Annotated in this window: 18 protein-coding genes; 10 read left to right on the top strand and 8 right to left on the bottom strand. The window is 69.2% G+C overall.

Features of this window, described 5'->3' with window-relative positions:
* Window positions 1–9: 9 nt before the first annotated feature.
* Genes V5F59_RS20100 through V5F59_RS20115 form a run of 4 tightly spaced genes read right to left on the bottom strand, consistent with a single transcriptional unit; the run spans window position 10 to window position 6,178 of the window.
* A complete protein-coding gene (locus tag V5F59_RS20100) occupies window positions 10–1,206 on the bottom strand; it encodes an acyl-CoA dehydrogenase family protein (RefSeq protein WP_393976974.1) in 1,197 nt (398 codons plus the stop codon).
* Between the two features lie 3 nt (window positions 1,207–1,209).
* Window positions 1,210–2,397 carry an acetyl-CoA C-acyltransferase gene (locus tag V5F59_RS20105; protein ID WP_393976976.1) on the bottom strand — a complete coding sequence of 396 codons (1,188 nt, stop codon included), beginning with the start codon at window positions 2,395–2,397 and terminating at the stop codon, window positions 1,210–1,212.
* 20 nt (window positions 2,398–2,417) lie between these two features.
* Window positions 2,418–4,088 (bottom strand): AMP-binding protein, encoded by a 1,671-nt coding sequence (locus V5F59_RS20110; protein ID WP_393976978.1) that lies wholly within the window; start codon window positions 4,086–4,088, stop codon window positions 2,418–2,420.
* A complete protein-coding gene (locus tag V5F59_RS20115) occupies window positions 4,088–6,178 on the bottom strand; it encodes a 3-hydroxyacyl-CoA dehydrogenase NAD-binding domain-containing protein (protein ID WP_393976980.1) in 2,091 nt (696 codons plus the stop codon). The genes V5F59_RS20110 and V5F59_RS20115 overlap by 1 nt, the downstream gene beginning before the upstream one ends.
* A 400-nt stretch (window positions 6,179–6,578) precedes the next feature.
* Here V5F59_RS20115 and V5F59_RS20120 point away from each other — a divergent pair, with 400 nt between their 5' ends.
* From V5F59_RS20120 to V5F59_RS20165, 10 genes are all read left to right on the top strand, one after another.
* Window positions 6,579–7,769, top strand: a complete 1,191-nt coding sequence (locus tag V5F59_RS20120) for an ABC transporter substrate-binding protein (protein ID WP_393976982.1) — start codon at window positions 6,579–6,581, stop codon at window positions 7,767–7,769.
* A 93-nt stretch (window positions 7,770–7,862) separates the two neighbouring features.
* Window positions 7,863–8,735, top strand: coding sequence for a branched-chain amino acid ABC transporter permease (locus tag V5F59_RS20125; RefSeq protein ID WP_393976984.1), 873 nt, complete (start codon window positions 7,863–7,865; stop codon window positions 8,733–8,735).
* Between the two features lie 11 nt (window positions 8,736–8,746).
* A complete protein-coding gene (locus tag V5F59_RS20130) occupies window positions 8,747–9,739 on the top strand; it encodes a branched-chain amino acid ABC transporter permease (RefSeq protein WP_393976986.1) in 993 nt (330 codons plus the stop codon).
* Window positions 9,726–10,436: an ABC transporter ATP-binding protein gene (locus tag V5F59_RS20135; protein ID WP_393976988.1), complete on the top strand. Its 711-nt coding sequence runs from the start codon at window positions 9,726–9,728 to the stop codon at window positions 10,434–10,436. The genes V5F59_RS20130 and V5F59_RS20135 overlap by 14 nt, the downstream gene beginning before the upstream one ends.
* Window positions 10,429–11,151 carry an ABC transporter ATP-binding protein gene (locus V5F59_RS20140; RefSeq protein WP_393976990.1) on the top strand — a complete coding sequence of 241 codons (723 nt, stop codon included), beginning with the start codon at window positions 10,429–10,431 and terminating at the stop codon, window positions 11,149–11,151. Before V5F59_RS20135 ends, V5F59_RS20140 begins: the two co-directional genes overlap by 8 nt.
* Window positions 11,152–11,179: 28 nt before the next feature.
* Window positions 11,180–11,923 (top strand): enoyl-CoA hydratase-related protein, encoded by a 744-nt coding sequence (locus tag V5F59_RS20145; protein ID WP_393976992.1) that lies wholly within the window; start codon window positions 11,180–11,182, stop codon window positions 11,921–11,923.
* A 21-nt stretch (window positions 11,924–11,944) separates the two neighbouring features.
* Complete coding sequence (locus V5F59_RS20150) at window positions 11,945–12,748, top strand: IclR family transcriptional regulator (RefSeq protein ID WP_393976994.1); 804 nt, start codon at window positions 11,945–11,947, stop codon at window positions 12,746–12,748.
* Window positions 12,749–12,774: 26 nt separating this feature from the next.
* The gene (locus tag V5F59_RS20155; RefSeq protein ID WP_393976996.1) at window positions 12,775–13,911 is read left to right on the top strand and encodes a CaiB/BaiF CoA transferase family protein; all 1,137 of its coding nucleotides are present in this window, start codon (window positions 12,775–12,777) and stop codon (window positions 13,909–13,911) included.
* A gap of 150 nt (window positions 13,912–14,061) precedes the next feature.
* Window positions 14,062–14,814: a sulfite exporter TauE/SafE family protein gene (locus tag V5F59_RS20160; RefSeq protein WP_393976998.1), complete on the top strand. Its 753-nt coding sequence runs from the start codon at window positions 14,062–14,064 to the stop codon at window positions 14,812–14,814.
* Between the two features lie 77 nt (window positions 14,815–14,891).
* Window positions 14,892–16,514, top strand: a complete 1,623-nt coding sequence (locus V5F59_RS20165; RefSeq protein ID WP_393977000.1) for an ABC-F family ATP-binding cassette domain-containing protein — start codon at window positions 14,892–14,894, stop codon at window positions 16,512–16,514.
* A gap of 62 nt (window positions 16,515–16,576) precedes the next feature.
* Here V5F59_RS20165 and eutC read toward each other — a convergent pair whose 3' ends face one another.
* Genes eutC through V5F59_RS20185 form a run of 4 tightly spaced genes read right to left on the bottom strand, consistent with a single transcriptional unit; the run spans window position 16,577 to window position 21,680 of the window.
* On the bottom strand, window positions 16,577–17,368 hold the full coding sequence (eutC, locus tag V5F59_RS20170) for an ethanolamine ammonia-lyase subunit EutC (RefSeq protein ID WP_393977002.1): 792 nt from the start codon (window positions 17,366–17,368) through the stop codon (window positions 16,577–16,579).
* A 14-nt stretch (window positions 17,369–17,382) separates the two neighbouring features.
* Window positions 17,383–18,783, bottom strand: coding sequence for an ethanolamine ammonia-lyase subunit EutB (locus V5F59_RS20175; RefSeq protein ID WP_393977004.1), 1,401 nt, complete (start codon window positions 18,781–18,783; stop codon window positions 17,383–17,385).
* Between the two features lie 36 nt (window positions 18,784–18,819).
* On the bottom strand, window positions 18,820–19,698 hold the full coding sequence (locus V5F59_RS20180) for a phosphotransferase (RefSeq protein ID WP_393977006.1): 879 nt from the start codon (window positions 19,696–19,698) through the stop codon (window positions 18,820–18,822).
* Complete coding sequence (locus V5F59_RS20185; protein WP_393977094.1) at window positions 19,695–21,680, bottom strand: ABC transporter permease; 1,986 nt, start codon at window positions 21,678–21,680, stop codon at window positions 19,695–19,697. Before V5F59_RS20185 ends, V5F59_RS20180 begins: the two co-directional genes overlap by 4 nt.
* Window positions 21,681–21,711 lie beyond the last annotated feature (31 nt).

Here is a 21,711-nt window from a genome sequence, read left to right on the forward strand (position 1 = left end):
AGCCCTCCCTCACAGGCCGAGGATCGCCTTGGCGATCACATTGTGCTGGATCTCGTTGGACCCGCCGTAGATGGAGACCTTGCGGTGGTTGAAATAGGTGGGCGCCACGGCGTCCGCCCAGGCGAACAGGGAGTCCGTGTCGTTGTGGCCGAGGCCCTCGCGGCTCGCCGCCAGCGCCTGCGGGCCGGCCAGCTCCAGCAGCAGCTCCGTGGTCGCCTGCTGCAGCTCCGACCCCTTGATCTTGAGGATGGAGGAGGCGGGATCAGGCTTCGTCGGATCCCGCGTGGCCTGCGCCGCCACCACACGCATCTGCGTGATCTCCAGCGCCTTCAGCTCGATCTCGACCGAGGCGAGGCGGGAGCGGAAGTCCATGTCGTCCCACATGGTGCCCTCGCCCGCCGGGGTCGCCCTGGCGAGGCGCTTGATGCGGGCGATGCGCTCCTTCGACATGCCGATGCGGGCGATGCCGGTGCGCTCGTTGGCGAGCAGGAACTTGGCATAGTCCCAGCCCTTGTTCTCCTCGCCCACCAGGTTCTCCACCGGCACCCGCACGGCATCGAGGAACACCTCGTTCACCTCGTGCCGGCCGTCGATGGTGATGATGGGCCGCACGGTGACGCCGGGGCTCTTCATGTCAATGAGGATGAAGGAGATGCCGGCCTGCTTCTTCGCCGCCGGATCGGTGCGGGCAAGGCAGAACATCCAGTCGGCATACTGGCCGAGGGTGGTCCAGGTCTTCTGCCCATCAATGACGTAGTGGTCGCCGTCCTTGACCGCGCGGGTCTTCAGCGAGGCGAGGTCGGAACCGGCGCCGGGCTCGGAGAAGCCCTGGCACCACCAGTCCTCCAGGCTCCGGATGCGCGGCAGGAAACGGGCCTTCTGTGCTTCGTTGCCGAAAGTGGCGATCACCGGGCCGACCATGTGGCAGTTGAACTGCAGCGGCAGCGGCACCGCCGCCTGCATCAGCTCCTCCATGAAGATGTAGCGCTGCACCGCGGTCCAGTCCTGGCCGCCATGCTCCACCGGCCAGTGGGGCACCGCCCAGCCCTTGTCGTTGAGGATGCGCTGGGAGGTCACATAGTCCTCGCGCGCGAGCTTGCGGCCCTCGGAGACCTTGGCTCGGATCTCGGCCGGGATCTCGGTGCGGAAGAAGGCACGCACCTCCTCGCGGAAGGCGGTCTCTTCGGGGGTGAAGCGCAGGTCCATGGCTCAGGCTCCCGGATTGATTTCGATGAGGCCCGCCGCGCCCATGCCGCCGGCGATGCACATGGTGACCACGGCGTAGCGCACGCCGCGCCGGCGCCCTTCCAGAACCGCGTGGCCGACGAGACGCGCCCCGCTCATGCCGAAGGGATGGCCGACGGAGATGGCGCCGCCGTTGACGTTGACGATCTCGGGGTCGATCCCGAGCGTGTCACGGCAGTAGACGGACTGGGAGGCGAACGCCTCGTTCAGCTCCCACAGGCCGATGTCGGACACCTTCAGCCCCTGCCGCTCCAGCAGGCGCGGCACCGCGTGGACGGGGCCGATGCCCATCTCGTCCGGCTCGCAGCCGGCGGTGGCGTAGCCGCGGAAGATGCCGAGCACGGGGGCGCCTCTCCGCGCCGCCTCGGCCGAGGACATGAGCACGGTGGCGGAGGCGCCGTCGGAGAGCTGGCTGGCGTTGCCGGCGGTGACGAAATGCTCCTCGCCACGCACCGGCTTCAGCTTCGAAAGGCCTTCCAGCGTGGTGTCGGGGCGGTTGCCCTCATCCCCGGCGAGGGTCACCGTCTCGCGCCGCGTCTCGCCGGTCTCCTTGTCGGTGACCGCCTTCTCCACGGTGATCGGCACGATCTCGTCGTCGAACAGGCCCGCGGCCTGGCCCCGCACCGTGCGCTGCTGGCTGGCGAGGGAGAAGGCGTCCTGCGCCTCGCGCGTCACCCCATAGCGCTTCGCCACGGTGTCGCCGGTCTCGATCATGGTGACGTAGATGTCCGGCTTGTGCGCCATGAGCCAGTCATTGCGGAACAGCTCGCGGTTCACCGGCTGCACCAGCGAGATGGATTCCACGCCGCCGGCCACCGCAACGGGCATGCCGTCCATCACGATGCGCTTTGCGGCATGGGCGATGGCCTCAAGGCCGGAGGCACAGAAGCGGCTCACGGTGACGCCGGCGGACTGCACCGGAATGCCAGCGACGAGGGCCGCATGCCGGGCGACATTCCCGCCGGTCGCACCTTCCGGGTAGCCGCAGCCGAGGACCACCTCCTCCACCTCGCCCCCTTCCACCTGGCCGCGGGCGAGCGCGTGGCGGATGGCATGGGCGGCCATGTCCGCCCCCTTGGTGATGTTGAGCGCACCGCGCTGCGCCTTGCCGATGGGCGTGCGCGCGGTGGAGACGATGACGGCATCGACCATGAACGCTTCCTCGTGTGCTCTTAATTGGCGACGGAGCCACCCGTCCCGCCGGCGGCTTCCGCCATCAGGACCTTGGGCAACAGCTTTCCGACCGGACTGCGCGGCAGCGCTTGGCGGAATTCCAGCGCGCGGGGCATCTCGTGGCGGCCGAGACGATCGGCGAGGAACGCGGTCAGCTCGTCCAGCGTGAAGGGAGACGCGCCCGCCTTCAACTTCACATAGGCCTTGGCGGACTGGCCGCGGTAGGCGTCCGGCACGCCGATGACGATCACCTCTTCCACGGCCGGATGCTCGTAGATGGCGTTCTCCACCGCCGCCGGATAGACGTTGAAGCCCGACGAGATGATCATGTTCTTGCGGCGGTCGACGATCTCGAACAGGCCGGTCCCGTCCATGCGGCCCATGTCTCCGGTGAGGAACCAGCCGTCGTGGAAGACCGCCGCCGTGCCGGCCTCGTCGCCCATATAGCCCTTGAAGACGTTGGGGCCGGAAATCGCGATCTCGCCCACCTCGCCGGGGGGCAGCGGCCGGCCCGGGTCCTCCATATCGACGATGCGCATGGCGAGCCCCGGCAGCGGCACGCCGATGAGGCCGGGCCGGCGCGGCACATGGCTCGGCACGCGCGAGCCGGCAGGGCCAGTCTCCGTCATGCCCCAGCCGTTGTTGAGCTGGGTGCCCACCAGCGCCTCGATCCGCGCCTGCACCTCGAACGGCAAGGGCGCGCCGCCCGACACGCAGGATTTCAGGGCGGAAAAGTCCACCTGCTCCACGCCCGGCCGGTTCATGAGCGCCACCCACATGGTGGGCACCCCGGAGAACTGGCTGGCCTTCAGCTGCGCGACGTCGTGGATGAGGCCTTCCACGTCGAAGCGCTGGCGCAGGAGGATCTCGTTGCCGTCGCGCAGATGGCGCAGCAAAACGGTGGTGAGGGCATAGATGTGGAACAGCGGCAGCACCGCCACCACCTTCTCGGTGCCCGCCACCAGCGGCCGGCCGCCGTCGCGCCACGCGCGGTACATGCTCACCGCGGAGGTGAGATTGCCGTGGCTCAGCATGGCCGCCTTGGGCAGGCCCGTGGTGCCGCCCGTGAACTGCAGCACGGCGATATCGTCTACCGACGGCAGGGGCGCCTGAAGCGGCGCGTCGCTGAAGAGAGCTGCGAGGTCGCGCACGCCGGCCTGCTCCGGCATCGGCAAAGGCAAGGCCTCGCCCACGCCCCAGCGTGCGTCGTCCCCGACCAGCACCTCGTCCACCACGCCCGCATCGAGCTGGTCCAGCGCGCCGGGCAGGAAGCCCGGAAGGTTGGTGGTGACGAGCCGCCGCGCGCCGGAGATCTTCAGCTTGTGCGTGATCTCGCGCCGCGCGTCGAGGGCGCTGATATGCACCACCCGGGCGCCGAGGCGCGTGAGGGCAAAGAAGGCGAGCGGATGATAGGGCGTGTTGGGCAGGAGCAGGCCCACATTCTCGCCCCGCGTTACCCCCGTCGCGGCAAGGCCGCTGGCAAGGCGCTCCACCTCCCGCGCCAGATGGCGATAGCTGATCTTCGCGCCTCGGAAGTCGAGGGCCGGCGCCTCCCCGCGCGCGGCGACGCCGGCAGCCAGAAGCTCCGGCAGGCTGGAGACCTCCAGGGGCGCGTCCCAGTCGCAGGCATCGGGAAAATGCACCTGCCAGAGGGGCCTCTCGCCGGCCATCACGCGCCCTCCCCGGCGGCGAAGACGCCGCCGGTCTCGGCAAGGTGGCGCAGCAGCGGCGCCGGCTTCAGGGTCTCATCGCCGGTCTCGGCGGCGAAGGCGTCCAGCGCGGCCACGATCTTCGGCAGCCCCACGCTTTCGGCCCAGAACATGGGACCGCCGGTGAAGGACGGCCAATTATAGCCATTCACCCACACGGCATCGATGTCGCTGGCGCGGGCGGCGATGCCCTCCTCCAGGATTTTCGCCCCCTCGTTCACCATCGGATAGAACAGGCGGGCGAGGATCTCCTCCGCGCTGAAGCTGCGGCGGACGATGCCCTGCGCGTCCGACAGGGAAGTGATGAGGGCCTCCGTCTCCGGGTCCCGCACACCGGCGCGCGCGCCTTCCGGATAAAGGTAGAAGCCGCGCCCGGTTTTCTGGCCGAAGCGGCCCTGCTCCGCCAGCGCATCCGCCACCGGGGCGCGGCCGCCGGTGGCCTTGCGGGCGCGCCAGCCGATGTCGATGCCGGCGAGATCCAGCATGGCGAACGGCCCCATCCGGAAGCCGAACTGGGTCACCGCCGCATCCACCTCGTGCGGCAGCGCCCCCGCCAGCAGCAGGCGCTCACCCGCCTGGGTGCGCTTCGCCAGCATGCGGTTGCCCACGAAGCCGTAGCACACGCCCACCACCACCGGCAGCTTGCCCAGCCGGCGGCCGAGATCGAGGCTGGTGACGAGCACGTCCGGGGCCGTCGCCGCGCCGCGCACCACTTCCAGAAGACGCATCACATTGGCCGGGCTGAAGAAATGCAGCCCCACCACGTCCTGCGGGCGCTGCGTCATGGCGGCGATGGCATTCACATCCAGATAGGAAGTGTTGGTAGCAAGGATGGCCCCCGGCTTCGCCACCCGATCGAGGGCGGAGAAGATCTCCGCCTTCACGGCCATGTCCTCGAAGGCGGCCTCCACGACCATGTCGGCGCTCGCGGCCGCATCGAGGCCCACCGCGCAGATGATGAGGGAAAGGCGCTTGTCCATCTCCTCCTGCGAGAGGGAGCCGCGCTTGACGGAGGCTTCGTAATTGGCGCGGATGCGTGCAAGGCCGGCGTCCAGCGCCTCCGCCTTCACCTCGATCAGCGTCACCGGGATGCCGGCCTGGGCGAAGCACATGGCGATGCCGCCGCCCATGGTGCCGGCGCCGATGACGGCAGCCTGCTCGATGGGCCGGGCCTTCACCTCCCGGCCGATGCCGGGGACGCGCCCGGCAGCACGCTCAGCGAAGAAGAGGTGGCGCAGGGCCTTGGAGCGCGGGTCCTCCACCAACGCCTGGAAGCGCGCGCGCTCCACCGCGAGCGCCTCGTCGAAGGGCAAATCGAGGGCGGCCCGCACCGATGCGACCAGGGCTTCCACATTGGGCTGCCCGGAAGCGCGCTTGAGCGCCGCAGCGGCGGCCGCCTCAAACGCGGCGCGGTCCTCCGGGGAGAACCGGTCGGCACGGTCCCGCACCCGCGGCGGGTGCTCCGCATCGGCCAACCGAAGGGCATGCGCGCATGCCGCGCCGAGGAGATCCCCCTCCGCCAGGGCATCGGCGATGCCGAGGGAAAGAGCCTTGCGCGCATCCACCGGATCGCCGCTCAGCATCATGGCGAAGGCGGGGGCCGCGCCGAGGATGCGGGGCAGGCGCTGGGTGCCGCCTGCGCCGGGAATGAGGCCGAGCTTGATCTCCGGCAGCCCGAGCTGCCCCTGAGGGGCGACCACCCGCCCGTGGCAGGCCAGCGCCAGCTCCATTCCTCCGCCCAGGGCGACGCCGTTCAGGGCCGCCACCACCGGCTTGGCGCATTGTTCGATGGCTTGCAGCACTTCGGGAAGGGAGGGGGGCGCGGGCGGCTTGCCGAACTCGGAGATGTCGGCGCCTGCGATGAACGCCTTGCCGTCTGCCGCGATCACGATGGCCCGGACTGCGGGATCGTCCTCCGCCTCGCGGAGGGTCCTGAGAAGCCCCGCCCGCACCGACGCCGCAAGGGCATTGACCGGCGGATTGGCGATCGTGACCACCGCCACGCCACCACCGGAAGCGCCCGTCCGGGCCTCCATGCGAACCGGTTCCATCCCGTCTCCATTATTCTGCATTGCAGAATTACAGTCTGCAAATTAATTCGCTACGAGACGGATGCCATATGATCCAACCCATTTCAACCGTCATTTCTCCATCCCTTGATACCAGGAAAATCCACATGTTCTGATATGCGGAATTTCATCCTGCAAAATTGACAAGCCGTCCGCGGCCGTGGCAATGATCGGACAACCGCCGGGAACACCTGCGGCGCGAACGGCACGAAGCCAACCGTGCAGCGAAAATCGGGAGGGGCGCCGTGTCATCGGTGGCGACGTGATCCGCGCGGAAGCCCCGTGCCCGACGCGCGCTCCGGCCGCCGCAGCCCTGCCTCCGGCCAGAACCGAAGCGACCCGGGCCGAAGCAATCGGTTCGACACGTTCAGGGAGGATTTGAATGATCCGCAATTCCGTTGCCACGGCGGCGCAGGCTCTCGCCCTGTCCGCCGGCCTCTGCCTCGCCGCGGCGCCCGCCGTCCGCGCGCAGGAGGCCAGGGAGGTCGTCATCGGCGCGCACATGCCGCTCACCGGCACCCTGGCGCGGTCCGGCCAGGCCTTCACCGAAGGCATGAACGTTGCGCTCAAGATCTGCAACGCGGCGGTGCCGAAGCTCCGGGTGAAGGTCAACATCATCGATGACGAGAGCACCCCGGCGAAGGCTGTCTCCGCGGTGGAAAAGCTGGCGTCGGAAGGGGCGGTCGCGGTGATCGGCGGCTATGGATCCAACATCGTCGGCCCGGCCTCGGATGCCTCCGAGAAGCTCGGCAAGGTCTATATCACCGCCGGCGCTGTGAGCGACGAGCTGACCACCCGCGGCCTGAAGACCTTCTTCCGCATCAACAACAACGCCGGATACCAGAAGGGCATCGCCACCCTCATCACCGGGCTTCAGCCGAAGGCGGTGTCCATCATCGCCTCCACCAAGGAAGCGCCGGCGCTGCTCGCCAAGGGTCTGGAACAGGACCTCACCGCCAAGGGGATAGCGGTGACCATCCACAATTTCGACCCCGCCATCACCGACTTCAAGCCGATCCTCAACAAGGTGAAGCTCCAGGACAAGCCGGACATCATCATGATGTCCGCCTATGAGAACGACTATGTGGGCATCCTGCGCGCGGCGAAGGTGCTGAAGCCCCAGGTGAAGCTCATGGTCGGCACCTGGTCTCTGGCGACGCCGAAGATGTATGCCGAATTTCCCGACCTCATGAACAACGTGGTCGGCACCTCCTTCCTGCCCTTCCCCGTCGAGGTGAAGGACGAGGAGGGCAGGAAATTCGCCGAAATCTACAAGGACGCCTACAAGAAGGACATCGAGTACCTCTCCACCCTCGGCTTCGTGGAGACCATGGTCCTGTGCGAGGCTGTCCAGCGGGCGGATGCCGCCGGCACCCTCGACAAGGGCGGGCTCGCCGACGAGATGCGCAAGACCGACCGCGCCACCATGCTCGGTCGCGTGCAGTTCGACCAGACCGGCGACAATCCGAACTTCGCCCTCAGCATGGGCCAGCACCGCGAGGGCAAGATCGTCCTCGTCTCGCCCAAGGCGTCCGCCACCGGCGACATCGCCTATCCCGGCCTTCCCTGGTGATCCCTCCCCTGCGCGGCGGCGCCCCCGGGTGTCGCCGCGCCCTTTTTCCCACCTGACCGTCCTCCCCGTCGACGCGCCACTGCGCGAGGTGCCATGTCCGATCTCATCCTGCAGGCGCTGTTCTCCGGCGTGCTCATCGGCAGCGTTTACGCCTTGGTGGCCCTCGGCCTCGCCCTCGCCTTCGGCGCCATGCGCATCATCAACCTCGCCCACGGCGAGCTGGTGCTGCTCGCCGCCTACATGGCCTATTTCGTGGAATCGCAGACGGGGCTCGACCCCTACGCGGCGATCCCCCTCGCGCTCCTCGTGGTGGTGTCGCTGAGCTTCGTCCTGTTCGTTCTGGTGGACCGCATCCGCGAGCACCGCGAGCTGAACTCGCTGATCCTCACCTTCGCCATCGGCATCATCCTCACCAACGCCATCCTGCTCGTCTTCAAGAGCGACATGCGCAGCACCTCCTCAGCTGTGCTGCAGGATGCCATCTCCTTCGGGCCGCTCTATGCCATGCAGGGCGAGATCATCGCCTTCGGCGTCTCGCTGGTGCTCATGGCCGCCCTGTGGTGGTGGCTGAAGAAAAGCTGGTACGGCCGCGCGGTGCGCGCCGTCTCGTCCCACCGCAACGCCGCCATGCTCATGGGCATCAATCCCGCGCGCATCGAGACCGTGGCGTTCCTCGTCGCCGGGGCGCTGGCGAGCTTCGCCGGCGTGGCGCTCTACACCATGAGCGTGATCCAGCCGGCGGTGGGCCACGCCCTCACGGTAAAGGCCTTCATCGTCACCGTGCTGGCCGGCGTCGGCTCCATCCCCGGGGTCTTCCTCGGCGCGGTGCTGCTCGGCGTCACCGAGGCGCTCACCGTCACCCTCGCCTCTTCCGCCCTTCAGGAGCTGGCCGGCATGGTGCTGTTCCTGCTCGTCCTCTTCTTCCTGCCGAACGGCCTGTTCGGCGCGCGCGCCCGCCGCGGCTGAAGGACCCCGACATGCCCGCGACACCCGCATCCCCACCCGTCTCCGCCCGCAACCTCGGCCTCCTCGCCGGGCTCGCGCTCATCGCCATCGCCCCGCTTCTCCTCGGCACCGGCAACTACATGCTGGGCCTGCTCATCTCGGCCCTGATCCTGGCCGGCCTCGCTCTGTCCTGGGCGTTGCTCGGCAATCTCGGCGGCATGGTCTCCTTCGGCCACGCCGCCTTCTTCGGGGTGGGCTCCTATGCCTCGGCGCTGATGGCGGCGAAGCTGGGCGTGCCCGTGCTCCTCGCCATTCCGCTGGCCGGGGCGATCGCGGCGCTGAGCGCCCTCGCCATGCTGCCGGCGCTGCGCCTGTCCGGCCCCTATTTTGCCCTCGCCATCCTCGCCTACGCGCAGATCTTCCGCATCCTCGCCACGGAGGCGTCCTGGCTCACGGGCGGCGCGGCCGGCCTCCAGCGCTATCCGGGCCTGCCCACCGTGCTCGGCCTCGACTTCTCCAGCCGCGCCGGCAGCTATACCCTGGTGCTCCTCGCGGTTGCCATCTCCGCGGCCGTCTACGTGGCGGTCCGCAGGAGCTACGTGGGCACGGCGCTGCGCGCCATCGCCGAGAGCGAGGACGCGACCCGCGTCGTCGGCGTGAACAGCTTCGTGCTGAAGATCTGGATGCTGCTGCTCTCGGCCTTCATCGCCGGCGTGTTCGGCGCGCTCAACGCCCACATCATCGGCTTCCTGGAGCCGGACTACGCCTTCTCCGGCATCTGGAGCGTCATGCCCATCATCGCGGCCGTGTTCGGCGGCTACCGCAGCGTGCTCGGGCCGGTGTTCGGGGCGGTGGTGATCTATCTGTTCGACCAGCTGGTGGCGAAGAGCCTGATCCCGGTGGGGCATCAGATCCTTCTCGGCTTCCTGCTCGCCATCATGGTGCTGGTGGCGCCGAACGGCATGAGCGGGCTGGTGACGCGCCTCACCGGCCGTCGCGCGGGAGGCCAGCATGCTGCGGCTTGAGGAGGTCAGCGTCCGCTTCGGCGGCCTCGTCGCCCTGTCGGGGATCAGCTTCTCCATCGCCAAGGGCGAGATCCTCGGCCTCGTGGGCCCGAACGGCGCCGGAAAGACGACGCTGTTCAATGCCATCTCCGGCCTCGTGAAGGCGCGCGGGCGCATCCTCTTCGAGGAGAAGGACATCGTCCGGCTGCCCCTGCACCTGCGGGCGCGCGCCGGCATCGGGCGCACCTTCCAGATCCCGCAGCCGATGCATCACCTCACCGTGCGCGAGAACCTGACGGTGGCGCAGGTGTTCGGCGCCGGAAAGCACGATCCGGCCCGCATCGAGGAGATTCTCGAGGTCATGAACCTGTCCGCCAAGGCGGACCAGGATGCCGCCACCACGCTCGCGCTTCAGGAGCTGAAGCGCCTCGAGATCGCCAAGGCGCTAGCCACCGAGCCGAAGCTCCTCCTGCTGGACGAGGTGCTGGCCGGCCTGGAAAGCCAGGCGAAACGCACCTTCATGCTGAAGCTGAGGGAGCTGCACGCGCTGTTCGGCCTGACGATCGTGATCGTGGAGCACGACATCGAGACCATCTCGAACCTGTGCACCCGGGCGGTGGTGCTCAATTTCGGCCAGCTCATCGCCGACGGCACACCGGACGCGGTCTTCCGCGATCCGCAGGTGATGAAGAGCTACACGGGGACGGTGGATGCTTGAGACCCGCAACCTCACCGCCGGCTACGGTGCCATCACCGTCCTGTGGGACCTCTCGGTGACGTTCCGCGAAGGCGCGCTCACCACCATCGTCGGCCCCAACGGCGCGGGCAAGACCACCCTGCTGCGGGCCCTGACCGGCCTCATCCCGCACCAGGGCGAGATCCTGCTCTCCGGCACGCCGCTAAAGGGCAAGGGCCTCATGAAGACCTGGGACCTGGTGGCCGAAGGCCTGGTGATGGTGCCGGAAGGCCGCCTCGTGTTCCGCGACATGAGCGTGGAGGAGAACCTCTGCCTCGGCGCCTATCCCACCCGCTGCCGCGGCCGCCTCTCCAGCAACCTGGAGCGCATGTACACCCTGTTCCCCCGGCTGAAGGAGCGGCGCCACCAGTTCGCCGGCTCCCTGTCCGGCGGCGAGGCACAGATGGTGGCCATGGGCCGCGGCCTGATGGCGGAGCCGCGCATCCTTCTCATCGACGAGCCGTCGCTGGGCCTCGCCCCGGTGATGGTGAAGGAGGTGTTCGACATCATCCGCCGCCTGAAGGCGGAGGGCACCACCATCGTGCTCATCGAGCAGAACACGTCCGTGGCCCTCTCGGTGGCGGACGACGTGCACCTCATGCGCTCGGGCAAGGTGATCTTCTCGCAGGCCGCGGCGGACGTGAACCTCGACCACCTGCACGACCTTTATTTTGCCCGCGAGGGCCAGGCGGCCTGACCCGCCGCACGCTCCCAAGGAGGCCGCCATGACCGAGACCGTGATCATCGAAGACCCGCAGCCGGGCGTGCGCGTCCTGACCCTCTCGCGTCCCGACCGGCGCAACGCGCTCGACCGTGCCACCTATCGCGCCCTCGGCGATGCCCTGACCGCCGCCGCGGCGGACGAGAACATCCGAGCCCTGGTGCTGACCGGGGCAGCCGGCTGCTTCACCGCCGGGAACGACCTCGCCGACTTCCAGGAGACGAGCGACACCGGGCCCAGCGCTGGCCTGACCTATCTCGGCGTCCTGTCCGGCTTCCCGAAGCCCGTCATCGCAGCGGTGGAAGGCTTCGCGGTGGGCATCGGCACCACCATGCTGCTCCACTGCGACCTCGCCTATGCGGGGGCGGGCGCGCGCTTCCGCCTGCCGTTCGTGAACCTCGGCCTGTGCCCCGAGGGAGCGTCAAGCTATCTCCTGCCGCGGGTCGCCGGCACCAAGAAAGCCGCCGAGCTGCTGCTCCTCGGCGAGATGTTCTCCCCCGAGGTGGCGGCCGAGGCCGGAATCGTCAATGCCGTCGTCGCCGCGGGCACAGCGCTGGAGACGGCGCTTTCCAAGGCCGCGGCCCTGGCAGCCCTGCCGTCGGTTTCCCTCGCCGCCACCAAGCGCCTGCTGAAGGCCGCGACCCGGGAGACGGTCGCCGCTACACTGGCGCTGGAGGCAGAATCGTTCCACGCCCTGCGGAAGGGGCCGGAGGCGCAGGCCGCCTTCGCCGCCTTCTTCAAGCGCTGAGACCGGGACCCGAGCGACATCATGACCGAACCGAACGCAGAGACGCCCGAGCTCGATGCCGCCAAGGATGACCGGCATTTCGTGACGGCGCTCGCGCGCGGGCTCGACGTGCTCGCGGCATTCAAGCGGGGCGAGACCTTCCTTGCCAACCACGAGATCGCCGAGCGCTGCAGGCTGCCGCGCTCCACCGTCTCGCGCCTCACCTACACGCTGACCAAGCTCGGCTACCTGCATTTCGTGGAGGAGGTCGGCAAATACCGCCTCGGCACGCAGCTGCTGGCGCTGTCCTCCATCGCGCTGGGCGGCCTTTCCATTCGCCAGATCGCCCGCCCCGCCATGCGCGAGCTCGCCACCTTCTCGGACGCTTCCGTCGGCCTCGGCGTGCGCGACCGGCTGAGCATGCGCTATGTGGAATGCCTGAGGGGCCCCGCCGCCATCGCCCTCAACATCGACGTGGGCTCGCGCCTGTCCATGGCCCGCAGCTCCATGGGCCGCGCTTATATCGCCGCCCTCACCGAGGCCGAGCGCGCGCCGCTGTTCGAGGAGCTGAAGCAGTTCGACCCCCTCGCCTGGCCGAAGCTGAAGGCCGGCATCGACAAGGCGCTGGAGGAGCACGCGACGATCGGCTGCTGCTGCTCCTTCGGCGACTGGCAGGAGACGGTGAGCGCCATCGCGGCGGGCTTCCGCCCGGGTGGAGGGCTCGAGCCCATGGTCGTCAACTGCGGTGCGCCCACCGTCATCACCTCCCCCCAGTTCCTTCTCGACGAGGTGCGCCCGCGCCTTGTCGAGCTGGTGCGCCACCTCGACGGCGTGATGGGCGCCTGAGGCAGAGTTACCGGAGCTTCATCCCGATGACCGACCCCGTTGCCGACGCGCTTCCCCTTTCCGGCGTCAGGGTGCTCGACCTATCGCGCATCCTCGCCGGGCCGTGGTGCGCGCAGGTGCTCGGCGACCTCGGAGCGGAGGTGGTGAAGGTGGAGCATCCCCAACGCGGCGACGACACCCGCGACTGGGGCCTGCGCACGACGCCCACCAACACCTCCTATTTCGACAGCGTGAACCGCAACAAGCGCTCGGTCGCCATCGACCTCGCCACGCCCGAGGGTCTCGCCCGCGTGAAGGCCATGGCCCGCGAGAGCGACGTGGTCATCGAGAACTTCAAGACCGGCGGCGCGGACCGGCTCGGCCTCGGTTATGCGGCGCTGAGCGCGGAGAACCCCGGCCTCATCTATTGCTCCGTCACCGGCTACGGATCGGAGGGGCCGGAGGCGAAGCGCCCCGGCTACGACCTCCTGGTGCAGGGCGAGGCGGGCCTCATGGCGCTCAACGGCGAGGCGGACCAGCCGCCGCTGAAGTTCGGCGTCGCTGCGGTGGACCTGTTCACCGGCCAGTATGCGGCGCAGGCCGTGCTCGCCGCCCTCTACCAGCGCTCCCGCACCGGACGCGGCCGCCACGTGGAGCTGGCCCTGTTCGACTGCGGCCTCGCCATCACCTCCTATTACGGGCTGGAGGCGCTGGTGCAGGGCAAGGACCCGCCCCGCTACGGCAACGCCCACCCCTCCATCGTGCCCTATGGCGTGTTCGAGGCGGCCGATGGACCGGTGGTGATCACCGTGGGCAACAACGCCCAGTTCCGGCGCTTCTGCGAAAGCGTGATCGCCCGGCCGGAGCTGGCGGACGACCCGCGCTTCGCCACCAACCTGGAGCGCTCACGCAACCGCGAGGCGCTGCTGCCAGAGCTGCGCGCCGAGCTGCTGAAGCATTCCCGCACCGATCTCCTCGCCAGGCTCCGCGCCGAAGGCATCCCGGCAGGCGAAGTGTTGGGCCTTCACGCGGCGTTGACCTCGGAGCGCGCCCGCGCCGCCGGGATGGTGGTTCAGGCCGGCACGGACGGCGCCGCGCGCTTCGTCCTTGCCCCGCCCTATCGCTTCGACGGCAAGCGCCTTCCGGTGCGCGCCCTGCCGCCTCCCCTCGATACCGCGGACTGAGCCCCTCCCCTTCCGGCATCGGCCGGCGCGACCGGCCCGCGACGCACGGACAGCGCGCGAATACTGCGGCGCGGCCTTGCGAAACGCCGCGAAATCCATCAGGGCATGGCGCGCGATGCCGGATGCCCTGGCCGGCGCGGGAGTGCGCGAGTGATCGTCGATCCGATGTTCTATGCGGCCGCGGTGCCCGCCACGATCCTCGTGGGGTTGTCGAAGGGCGGCTTTACCGGCCTGTCCGTCCTCGCCCAGCCGCTGCTCGCCCTCGCCATGTCGCCGATCCAGGCGGCGGCGATCATCCTGCCCGTGCTCATCGTGCAGGACCTGGTGAGCCTTTATGCCTATTGGCGGCGCTGGAGCCGCGAGGAGCTGCGCCTCACCCTGCCCGCCGCCCTGGTCGGCATCGTGCTCGGCTACCTGCTTGCGGCTTCCGTGTCCGACCGCGCCGTCGCCACGGGCATCGGCCTCCTCTCCCTCGCCGAAGCCTCCCGCCATTTCCTGGCTGTGGGGCTCCGGCGGTCCCCGGCGCCGGCGGGGCGGCTGTCCGCCGCGGTCTGGAGCGTCGTCTCCGGCTTCACCAGCATGATCGCCAACGCGGGCGGGCCGCCGCTGATGATCTACCTGCTGCGCCGACCGCACCTGCGGCCCGAGCAGTTCGCCGCCACCTCCGCCGCCTTCTTCGCGGTGGTGAACTGGGCGAAGGTGCCCTTCTTCCTCGCGCTCGGGCAGATCACGGGCGCCAACCTGGGCACCTCGGCGGTGCTTCTGCCGGTCGCCGTGGTGGCGACGGCGGCGGGCGTGCAGCTGGTGCGCCGGGTGCCGGCAAAGCGTTTCTTCGGGCTCATCTACGCCATCCTCGCCGCGGTGGGCGCCAAGCTGGTGTATGACGGCCTGATCACCGGCTGAGCCGCGCCCGCCCTTCCCTGCGGCCGCCACATGCCCTATTGCCCCGCGTAAGTTTTCCCTGGGATGGCCCCGCACCCATGATTCGTCTCGACAACATCGGCAAGCAGAACGGCAAGCAGATCGTCTTCATCGAAGCCTCCGCCGCTCTCCTGAAGGGCGAGAAGGTGGGCCTCGTGGGCCCCAACGGCGCCGGCAAGACCACCTTGTTCCGCATGATCACCGGCCAGGAGCCGCCCGACGAAGGGCAAGTCTCCGTCGATCGCGGCATCACCATCGGCTATTTCAACCAGGACGTGGGCGAGATGGCGGGCCGCCCGGCACTGGCCGAGGTGATGGACGGGGCCGGCCCGGTGAGCGTCGTCGCCGCCGAGATGAAGGAGATCGAGGCAGCGCTCGGCGATCCCGACCGGGCCGACGAGATGGAAGCGCTGGTGGAGCGCTACGGCGAGGTGCAGGCCCGCTTCGAGGAGCTGGGCGGTTATGCCCTCGAGGGCCGCGCGGCCGAGGTACTGGCCGGCCTCGGCTTCAGCCAGGAGATGATGGACGGCGACGTGGGCAAGCTCTCCGGCGGCTGGAAGATGCGCGTGGCGCTCGCCCGCATCCTCCTCATGCGGCCGGACGTGATGCTGCTCGACGAGCCGTCCAACCATCTCGACATCGAGAGCCTCATCTGGCTGGAGAGCTTCCTCAAGGGCTTCGACGGCGCCCTGATGATGACCTCCCACGACCGCGCCTTCATGAACCGCATCGTCAACAAGGTCGTGGAGATCGACGCCGGCGCGCTCACCAGCTTTTCGGGCGACTACGAATTCTACGCCCAGCAGCGGGCGCTGAACGAGAAGCAGCAGCAGGCGCAGTACGAGCGCCAGCAGGCCATGCTGGCCAAGGAGATCCAGTTCATCGAGCGCTTCAAGGCCCGCGCCTCCCACGCCGCGCAGGTGCAGAGCCGGGTGAAGAAGCTGGAGAAGATCGACCGGGTGGAGCCGCCCCGCCGGCGCGAGAGCATCGCCTTCGACTTCCCCGCTCCGCCCCGCTCCGGCGAGGACGTGGCGGCGCTGAAGGGCGTCCACAAGAGCTACGGCGCCCGCACCATCTACGAAGGGCTCGACTTCTCCATCCGCCGCAAGGACCGCTGGTGCGTCATGGGCGTCAACGGCGCGGGCAAATCCACGCTCCTGAAGCTCATTGCCGGCACCACCGCGCCGGACCAGGGCTCGGTCGCCCTCGGCGGCAGCGTGAAGATGGGCTATTTCGCCCAGCACGCCATGGACGTGCTGGATGGCGAGCGCACCGTGTTCCAGACCCTGGAGGATGCCTTCCCCCAGGCCAGCCAGGGCTCCCTGCGCTCGCTGGCCGGCTGCTTCGGCTTCTCAGGGGACGACCAGGACAAGCGCTGCCACGTGCTCTCGGGCGGCGAGAAGGCGCGCCTCGCCATGGCCCGCATGCTCTTTGACCCGCCGAACTTCCTGGTGCTGGACGAGCCCACCAACCACCTGGACATCGGCACCAAGGAAATGCTCATCGCCGCGCTTGCGGAGTACGAGGGGACGATGCTGTTCGTCTCCCATGACCGGCACTTCCTCGCCGCCCTTTCCAACCGCGTGCTGGAGCTGACGCCGGACGGCATCCACCAGTATCCGGGCGGCTATACGGAATACGTCGCCCGCACCGGGCAAGAAGCCCCCGGCCTCAGGACCTGATCGGCCGGCGTGGGCGCTCACGCACCCGCCGGTCCTTCCCCGTTCCCGTTGGCCTTCCGCCCTCACGTGGACGCCAGAAGGTGCGTGGACGCCGGAAGGGCCGGCATGTCGTCCTTCAGGTCGACACCGGTCAGGCCGCGCCGCTTGGCCTCGCGCACGAGCCAGGCCAGCTTGTCCGCCGCGGCGGCGTATCCCAGGCCGCCCTTGCCGTGGATGTTGGAGATGCAGTTGCGCTCGCTGTCCCGCCGCCCACACTTCGGGCCATGGGTGAGGTAGACGCCGAGGCTTTCCGCCACCGAGAGGCCCGGCCGCTCGCCGATGAGCACCGCCACCATGCCGGCGCCGAGACGCGCGCCGATGTCGTCCCCCAGCGCCACCCGCGCCTGGGTCGCGAGCACCACAGGGCCCGTGCGCAAATCACCCAGGCGCTCCATCGCCGCATGGACGAGGGGTGCCGCATGCACGGCCACCGCCGTGGCGGACAAGCCGTCCGCCACCACGAAGACGAGGTCCGCCCCCTTCGGCATGGCGGCCAGCGCCTGCGCCCCCTCCATACCGAGGCGGCGGCCGAGATCGGGCCGGCGCAGATAGATGGAGCGGTCGGTCGCCTCGCTCCTCACCCGCACCGTATCGAGCGGGGCGATGTCGGCGGCGAGCGCATCGAGATCGAGGGGCGCATGCACCGCATCCCGCGCGCGGGCGTGGGCATGCTGGAAGTCCAGCACCGCATCGAGCGGCATGGCATCGCCCGTGCGGCCAAGGCCGATGCGCGCCGCGGTGGCGCCACGCAGGGCGGACCAGGGGTCCTTGCTCAGGTCCCTGCGCGGATCGGTGCGGATATCGGACGTGTCCATGGCTGGCTCCTCGGTCATGCGACCCGCGCCGCGCCATCCACCAGCCGGGCGACACGGGGGTCGCGCGGCTCCAGGGAACGGATGCGGCCGTCGGGCGCCACCATGTCCATGCGCTCCAGCCAGGCCTCGAACTCCGGCGCGGCCTTGAGGCCGAGGGTGGAGCGCACGTAGAGCACGTCGTGGAACGACAGGCTCTGATAGTTGAGCATGATGTCGTCGGCGCCCGGCACGGCGATAAGGAAGGTGAGGCCCGCCGTGGCCAGGAGGGTCATCAGGCCATCCATGTCGTCCTGGTCGGCTTCGGCATGGTTGGTGTAGCAAACATCGCAGCCCATGGGCAGGCCGAGCAGCTTGCCGCAGAAATGATCTTCCAGCCCGGCGCGGATGATCTGCTTGCCGTCATAGAGATATTCAGGACCGATGAAACCCACCACCGTATTCACGATCATCGGCTTGAAGGCGCGGGCCACCGCATAGGCGCGCGCCTCCATGGTCTGCTGGTCGACCCCATGGTGCGCCTCGGCGGACAGGGCTGCGCCCTGGCCGGTCTCGAAATACATCACATTGTCGCCCACCGTCCCGCGCTTCAGACCAAGCGCCGCCTCCCGGGCCTCCTTGAGGATGGCAAGGTCCACGCCGAAGCCGCGGTTCGCCGCCTCCGAGCCCGCGACGGACTGGAACACGAGGTCCACCGGCGCGCCCCGGTTCATGATCTCGATGGCATTGGTCACATGGGTGAGCACGCAGGTCTGGGCCGGGATGTCGTAGGTCTGGCGCAGGCCGTCGAGCATCTCCATGAGGGCGATGGCGTTGGGCACGCTGTCGGTGGCCGGATTGATGCCGATCACCGCATCGCCCACCCCGTAGAGCAGCCCGTCCAGCACCGAGACGGCGATGCCCCTCAGGTCATCGGTGGGGTGGTTCGGCTGCAGGCGCGAGCCGATCCGCCCCGGCAGGCCGAGAGTGGTGCGGAAGGCCGTCACCACCCGGCACTTGCGCGCCACCGCGATGAGGTCCTGCGCGCGCATGAGCTTGGAGACCGCAGCCACCATTTCCGGCGTGAGGCCGCCCGCGAGCGCTCCGAGCGCCTCCGGCGTCGCCTCGTACCCCAGCAGCCAGTCGCGGAACTCGCCCACCGTGAGATGGGAAACCGGTGCGAAGGCCGCCGCGTCGTGCCCGTCGAGGATGAGGCGGGTCACCTCGTCCTCCTCATAGGGCACGAGGGGCTCGGCGAGGAACAGCTTCAGCGGCAGATCGGCGAGAACGCTGCGGGCCGCCACCCGCTCCGCGTCGCTCGCCGCGGCAAGGCCGGCCAACTGGTCGCCCGAGCGCAGCGGCGAGGCCGCCGCCATCACCTGCTTCAGATCAGCGAACACATGGCGCTCGCCGCCGAGATCGCACCTGTAGGGCGCCATGGTGGTCTCCTGCCTGATCCGGTTGCGTTCAGCGTGTCAGAGCGCCATCGCCTCGAACTCCGCGAGCGCGCGCTCGAAGCGGAAGAGGTTGGCGGCGGTGTAGGCGCGATAGTCAAAGGCGATGGTGGAATCGAGCTCGGACACCATGCTCCACAAGCTCTCGCGCAGCAGCGAGGCGACGATCATCGCCTGGAGCCGCACACGCAGGGCATCGTCCGGCTGGCGGTCGAAATAGAAGGCCAGCATGGCTTCGCGCTCGCCACGGTCGAACTCGTTGTTGGAGGCGAGGTTGCCGAGGTCGAACAGGGGCGTGTTGAAGCCCCCGTAGTCCCAGTCGATCAGCCAGAGGCGCTTGCCGTCGTCGATGAAGTTTCCGGGCAAGAGGTCGTTGTGGCCGAACACGGTCTGCGAAGGACCGAGCCGGCTCTCCAGGCGCTCCGCGACGCGCGCGAGGCGCGGCAGCTCGGCCGTCAGCCGGTGCCGGCGGGTGGCCAGCACCGAGAGGTAGTTGCGGAGCACATGAAAGGTCCAGAAGCTGAGGGCCGGCCCACGCAGATGGCGCGTCACCTCCCGATGGGCCGTCTTCACCAGCTCCACCACCCGGGGCATCTCGGCCCGCACATCGGCGGCAGTGAAGGTATGTCCCTCGATGAAGTCGATGACGATGAGGCCCGGCTCGAAATAGCGCAGCGCCGGCGACACGCCGGCCGCCTCCGCCGCCAGCGCCGCCGCGCGCTCGTTGAAGCGCATCACGTTGTGCAGCGGGATGTCGTCGCCGAGGCGGACCACATAGCGGCGCGGCCCGTCCTCCACCAGAAAGTTGCTGTTGGTGATGCCGCCGCCCAGCGGCTGCGGGTCCACCGGGCCGCTCCAGAAGGCGAGTGCGCGGATGCGGTCCGCGGCGGTGATGGTCATGCCAGTCCCTTGCGCGTCTGGATCTTCTCGGCCGCGGCGCCGATCAGCCGGTCGGCGATCATGCCGATGAAGGCCACGCACAGGCCCGCCACGATGCCGAGGCCCACATCCGCCTTCGACAAGGCGGCATAGGTCACCTGGCCGAGGTCCCGCGTGCCGACGAGCGCCGTGATCACCAGCATGGACAGTGCCAGGAGGATGGTCTGGTTGAGCCCCAGCAGCATGTCCGGCAACGCCAGCGGCAGGCGGATGCGGGTGAGGATCTGCCGCCGCGTGCAGCCGCTCATCACCCCGGCCTCGATCAGCTGCGGCGACACCTGCGCCACGCCGTGCGCCGTGTAGCGGATGGCCGGCGCGATGGCATAGAGGACGATGGCGACCAGCGCGGTGAAGTCCCCCACGCGGAACAGCATCACGATGGGAATGAGGTAGACGAAGGCCGGCAGCGTCTGCAGCGTGTCGATCACCGCCTCCACCACGGCCCTGAGCCTCGGCCGCTCGGCGCAGGCGATGCCCACCGGAACGCCGATCAGCACCGAGATGACCACCGCCACCCCGCACAGGTAGACGGTGATCATGGTGGCCTGCCACAGGCCCACCGCGGCCATGAAGGCGCACATGATCCCCACCGTGAGGGCAAGCCGGAAGCCGCCGAGCCGGAAGCCGGCCAGCGTCACCACCGCCACCACCCACGGCCAGGGCAGCGCCAGCATGAAGCGCTTCACCGGGGCAAGGACATTGAGCAGGATGAGGGTCTTCACCGCTTCGAGCGGATCGTGGAAATTGAGGTTGATCCAGGAGACGAGCTCACTCCAGAACGGGGCGGTGGACAGCCGCCAGGCCTGCGGATAGGGCGCGATCTGGGGGGCGCTCGCCGCAGCCAGCCAGAGGCCGCCGGCCACCGCCAGGGCGAGCCAGAGCCCGAGCCGCAGCCGGCGCAGCTCCCGCTCCCCCCGGCGCGGGCTCCGGGCCCGGTGGGCAAGCGCCTGGGCGAAGCGGTCGAGCAGGATGGCCAGCACGGTGATGGCGAGCCCCGCCTCCAGCCCCGCGCCGATGTCGAGGCGGCGGAGCGCGGCCAGCACGTCCCAGCCCAGGCCGCCGGCGCCGATCATGGAAGCGATGATCACCACGTTGAGCGAAAGCATGATCACCTGGTTCACGCCCACCATGAGCGCCGGCATGGCGGAAGGCACCAGCATCTTCCAGGTGATCTGGTGGCGCGTGCATCCGGTCATGCGGCCGAGGGCATGGATCTCCTCCGGCACGGCGCGGATGGCGACGATGGTGACGCGGACCATGGGCGGCACCGCGTAGATGACGGTGGCGATCATGGCCGACACCGGCCCGAAGCCGAACAGGATCAGCATGGGCAGGAGATAAGCGAAGACCGGCATGGTCTGCGCCAGATCAAGCAGTGGCGAGACGAGGCGCTCCAGCGCCTTGTGGCGCACGCACGCGAGCCCGATCAGGAGCCCTCCCCCCGCGCCGAGGAGGCTCGACACCAGCACCGAGGCAAAGGTGGACATGGCGCTCGTCCACTGGCCGAAGGCAGCAAGGTAGAGCAGCCCCACGGCCATGCCGATCGCGAGCCTTGGGCCACCCACCGCGTAGGACAGTGCGGCGGCCGCTATGACCATGGAGAACCAAGGAATGGGTGGGAAGAGCTGCACCGCCGCCGACCCCTCGCCCTGCAGCACGCCGGTGGAGAAGAGCATCTTCGCGAGCGTCAGGGGCAGGTCCAGGAGCGAGGCGATGGCGCGCGTCAGGTCGCGCACCGTGAACAGGCCGAAGGAGGCCTGTCCCATCAGCCACTTCATGAAATCGGAAATCCAGCGGGCCACCGGCACCTGCCAGGCGGCAGGATATTTCCACGCCCAGGCGGGCAGCGCCTCCGGAGTGAGCGACACGAGGACAATTGTCGCCAGCGTCACGGCGATCCACAGGCGGCGGGGCCCTGTGAGGGTCCGGGCCACGGCCGCCATGACGCCGGCGACCCGGGGCGCTCCCTGCGTT

The sequence above is a fragment of the Xanthobacter nonsaccharivorans genome, assembly GCF_043194755.2.
Classification (GTDB): Bacteria; Pseudomonadota; Alphaproteobacteria; order Rhizobiales; family Xanthobacteraceae; genus Xanthobacter; species Xanthobacter autotrophicus_G.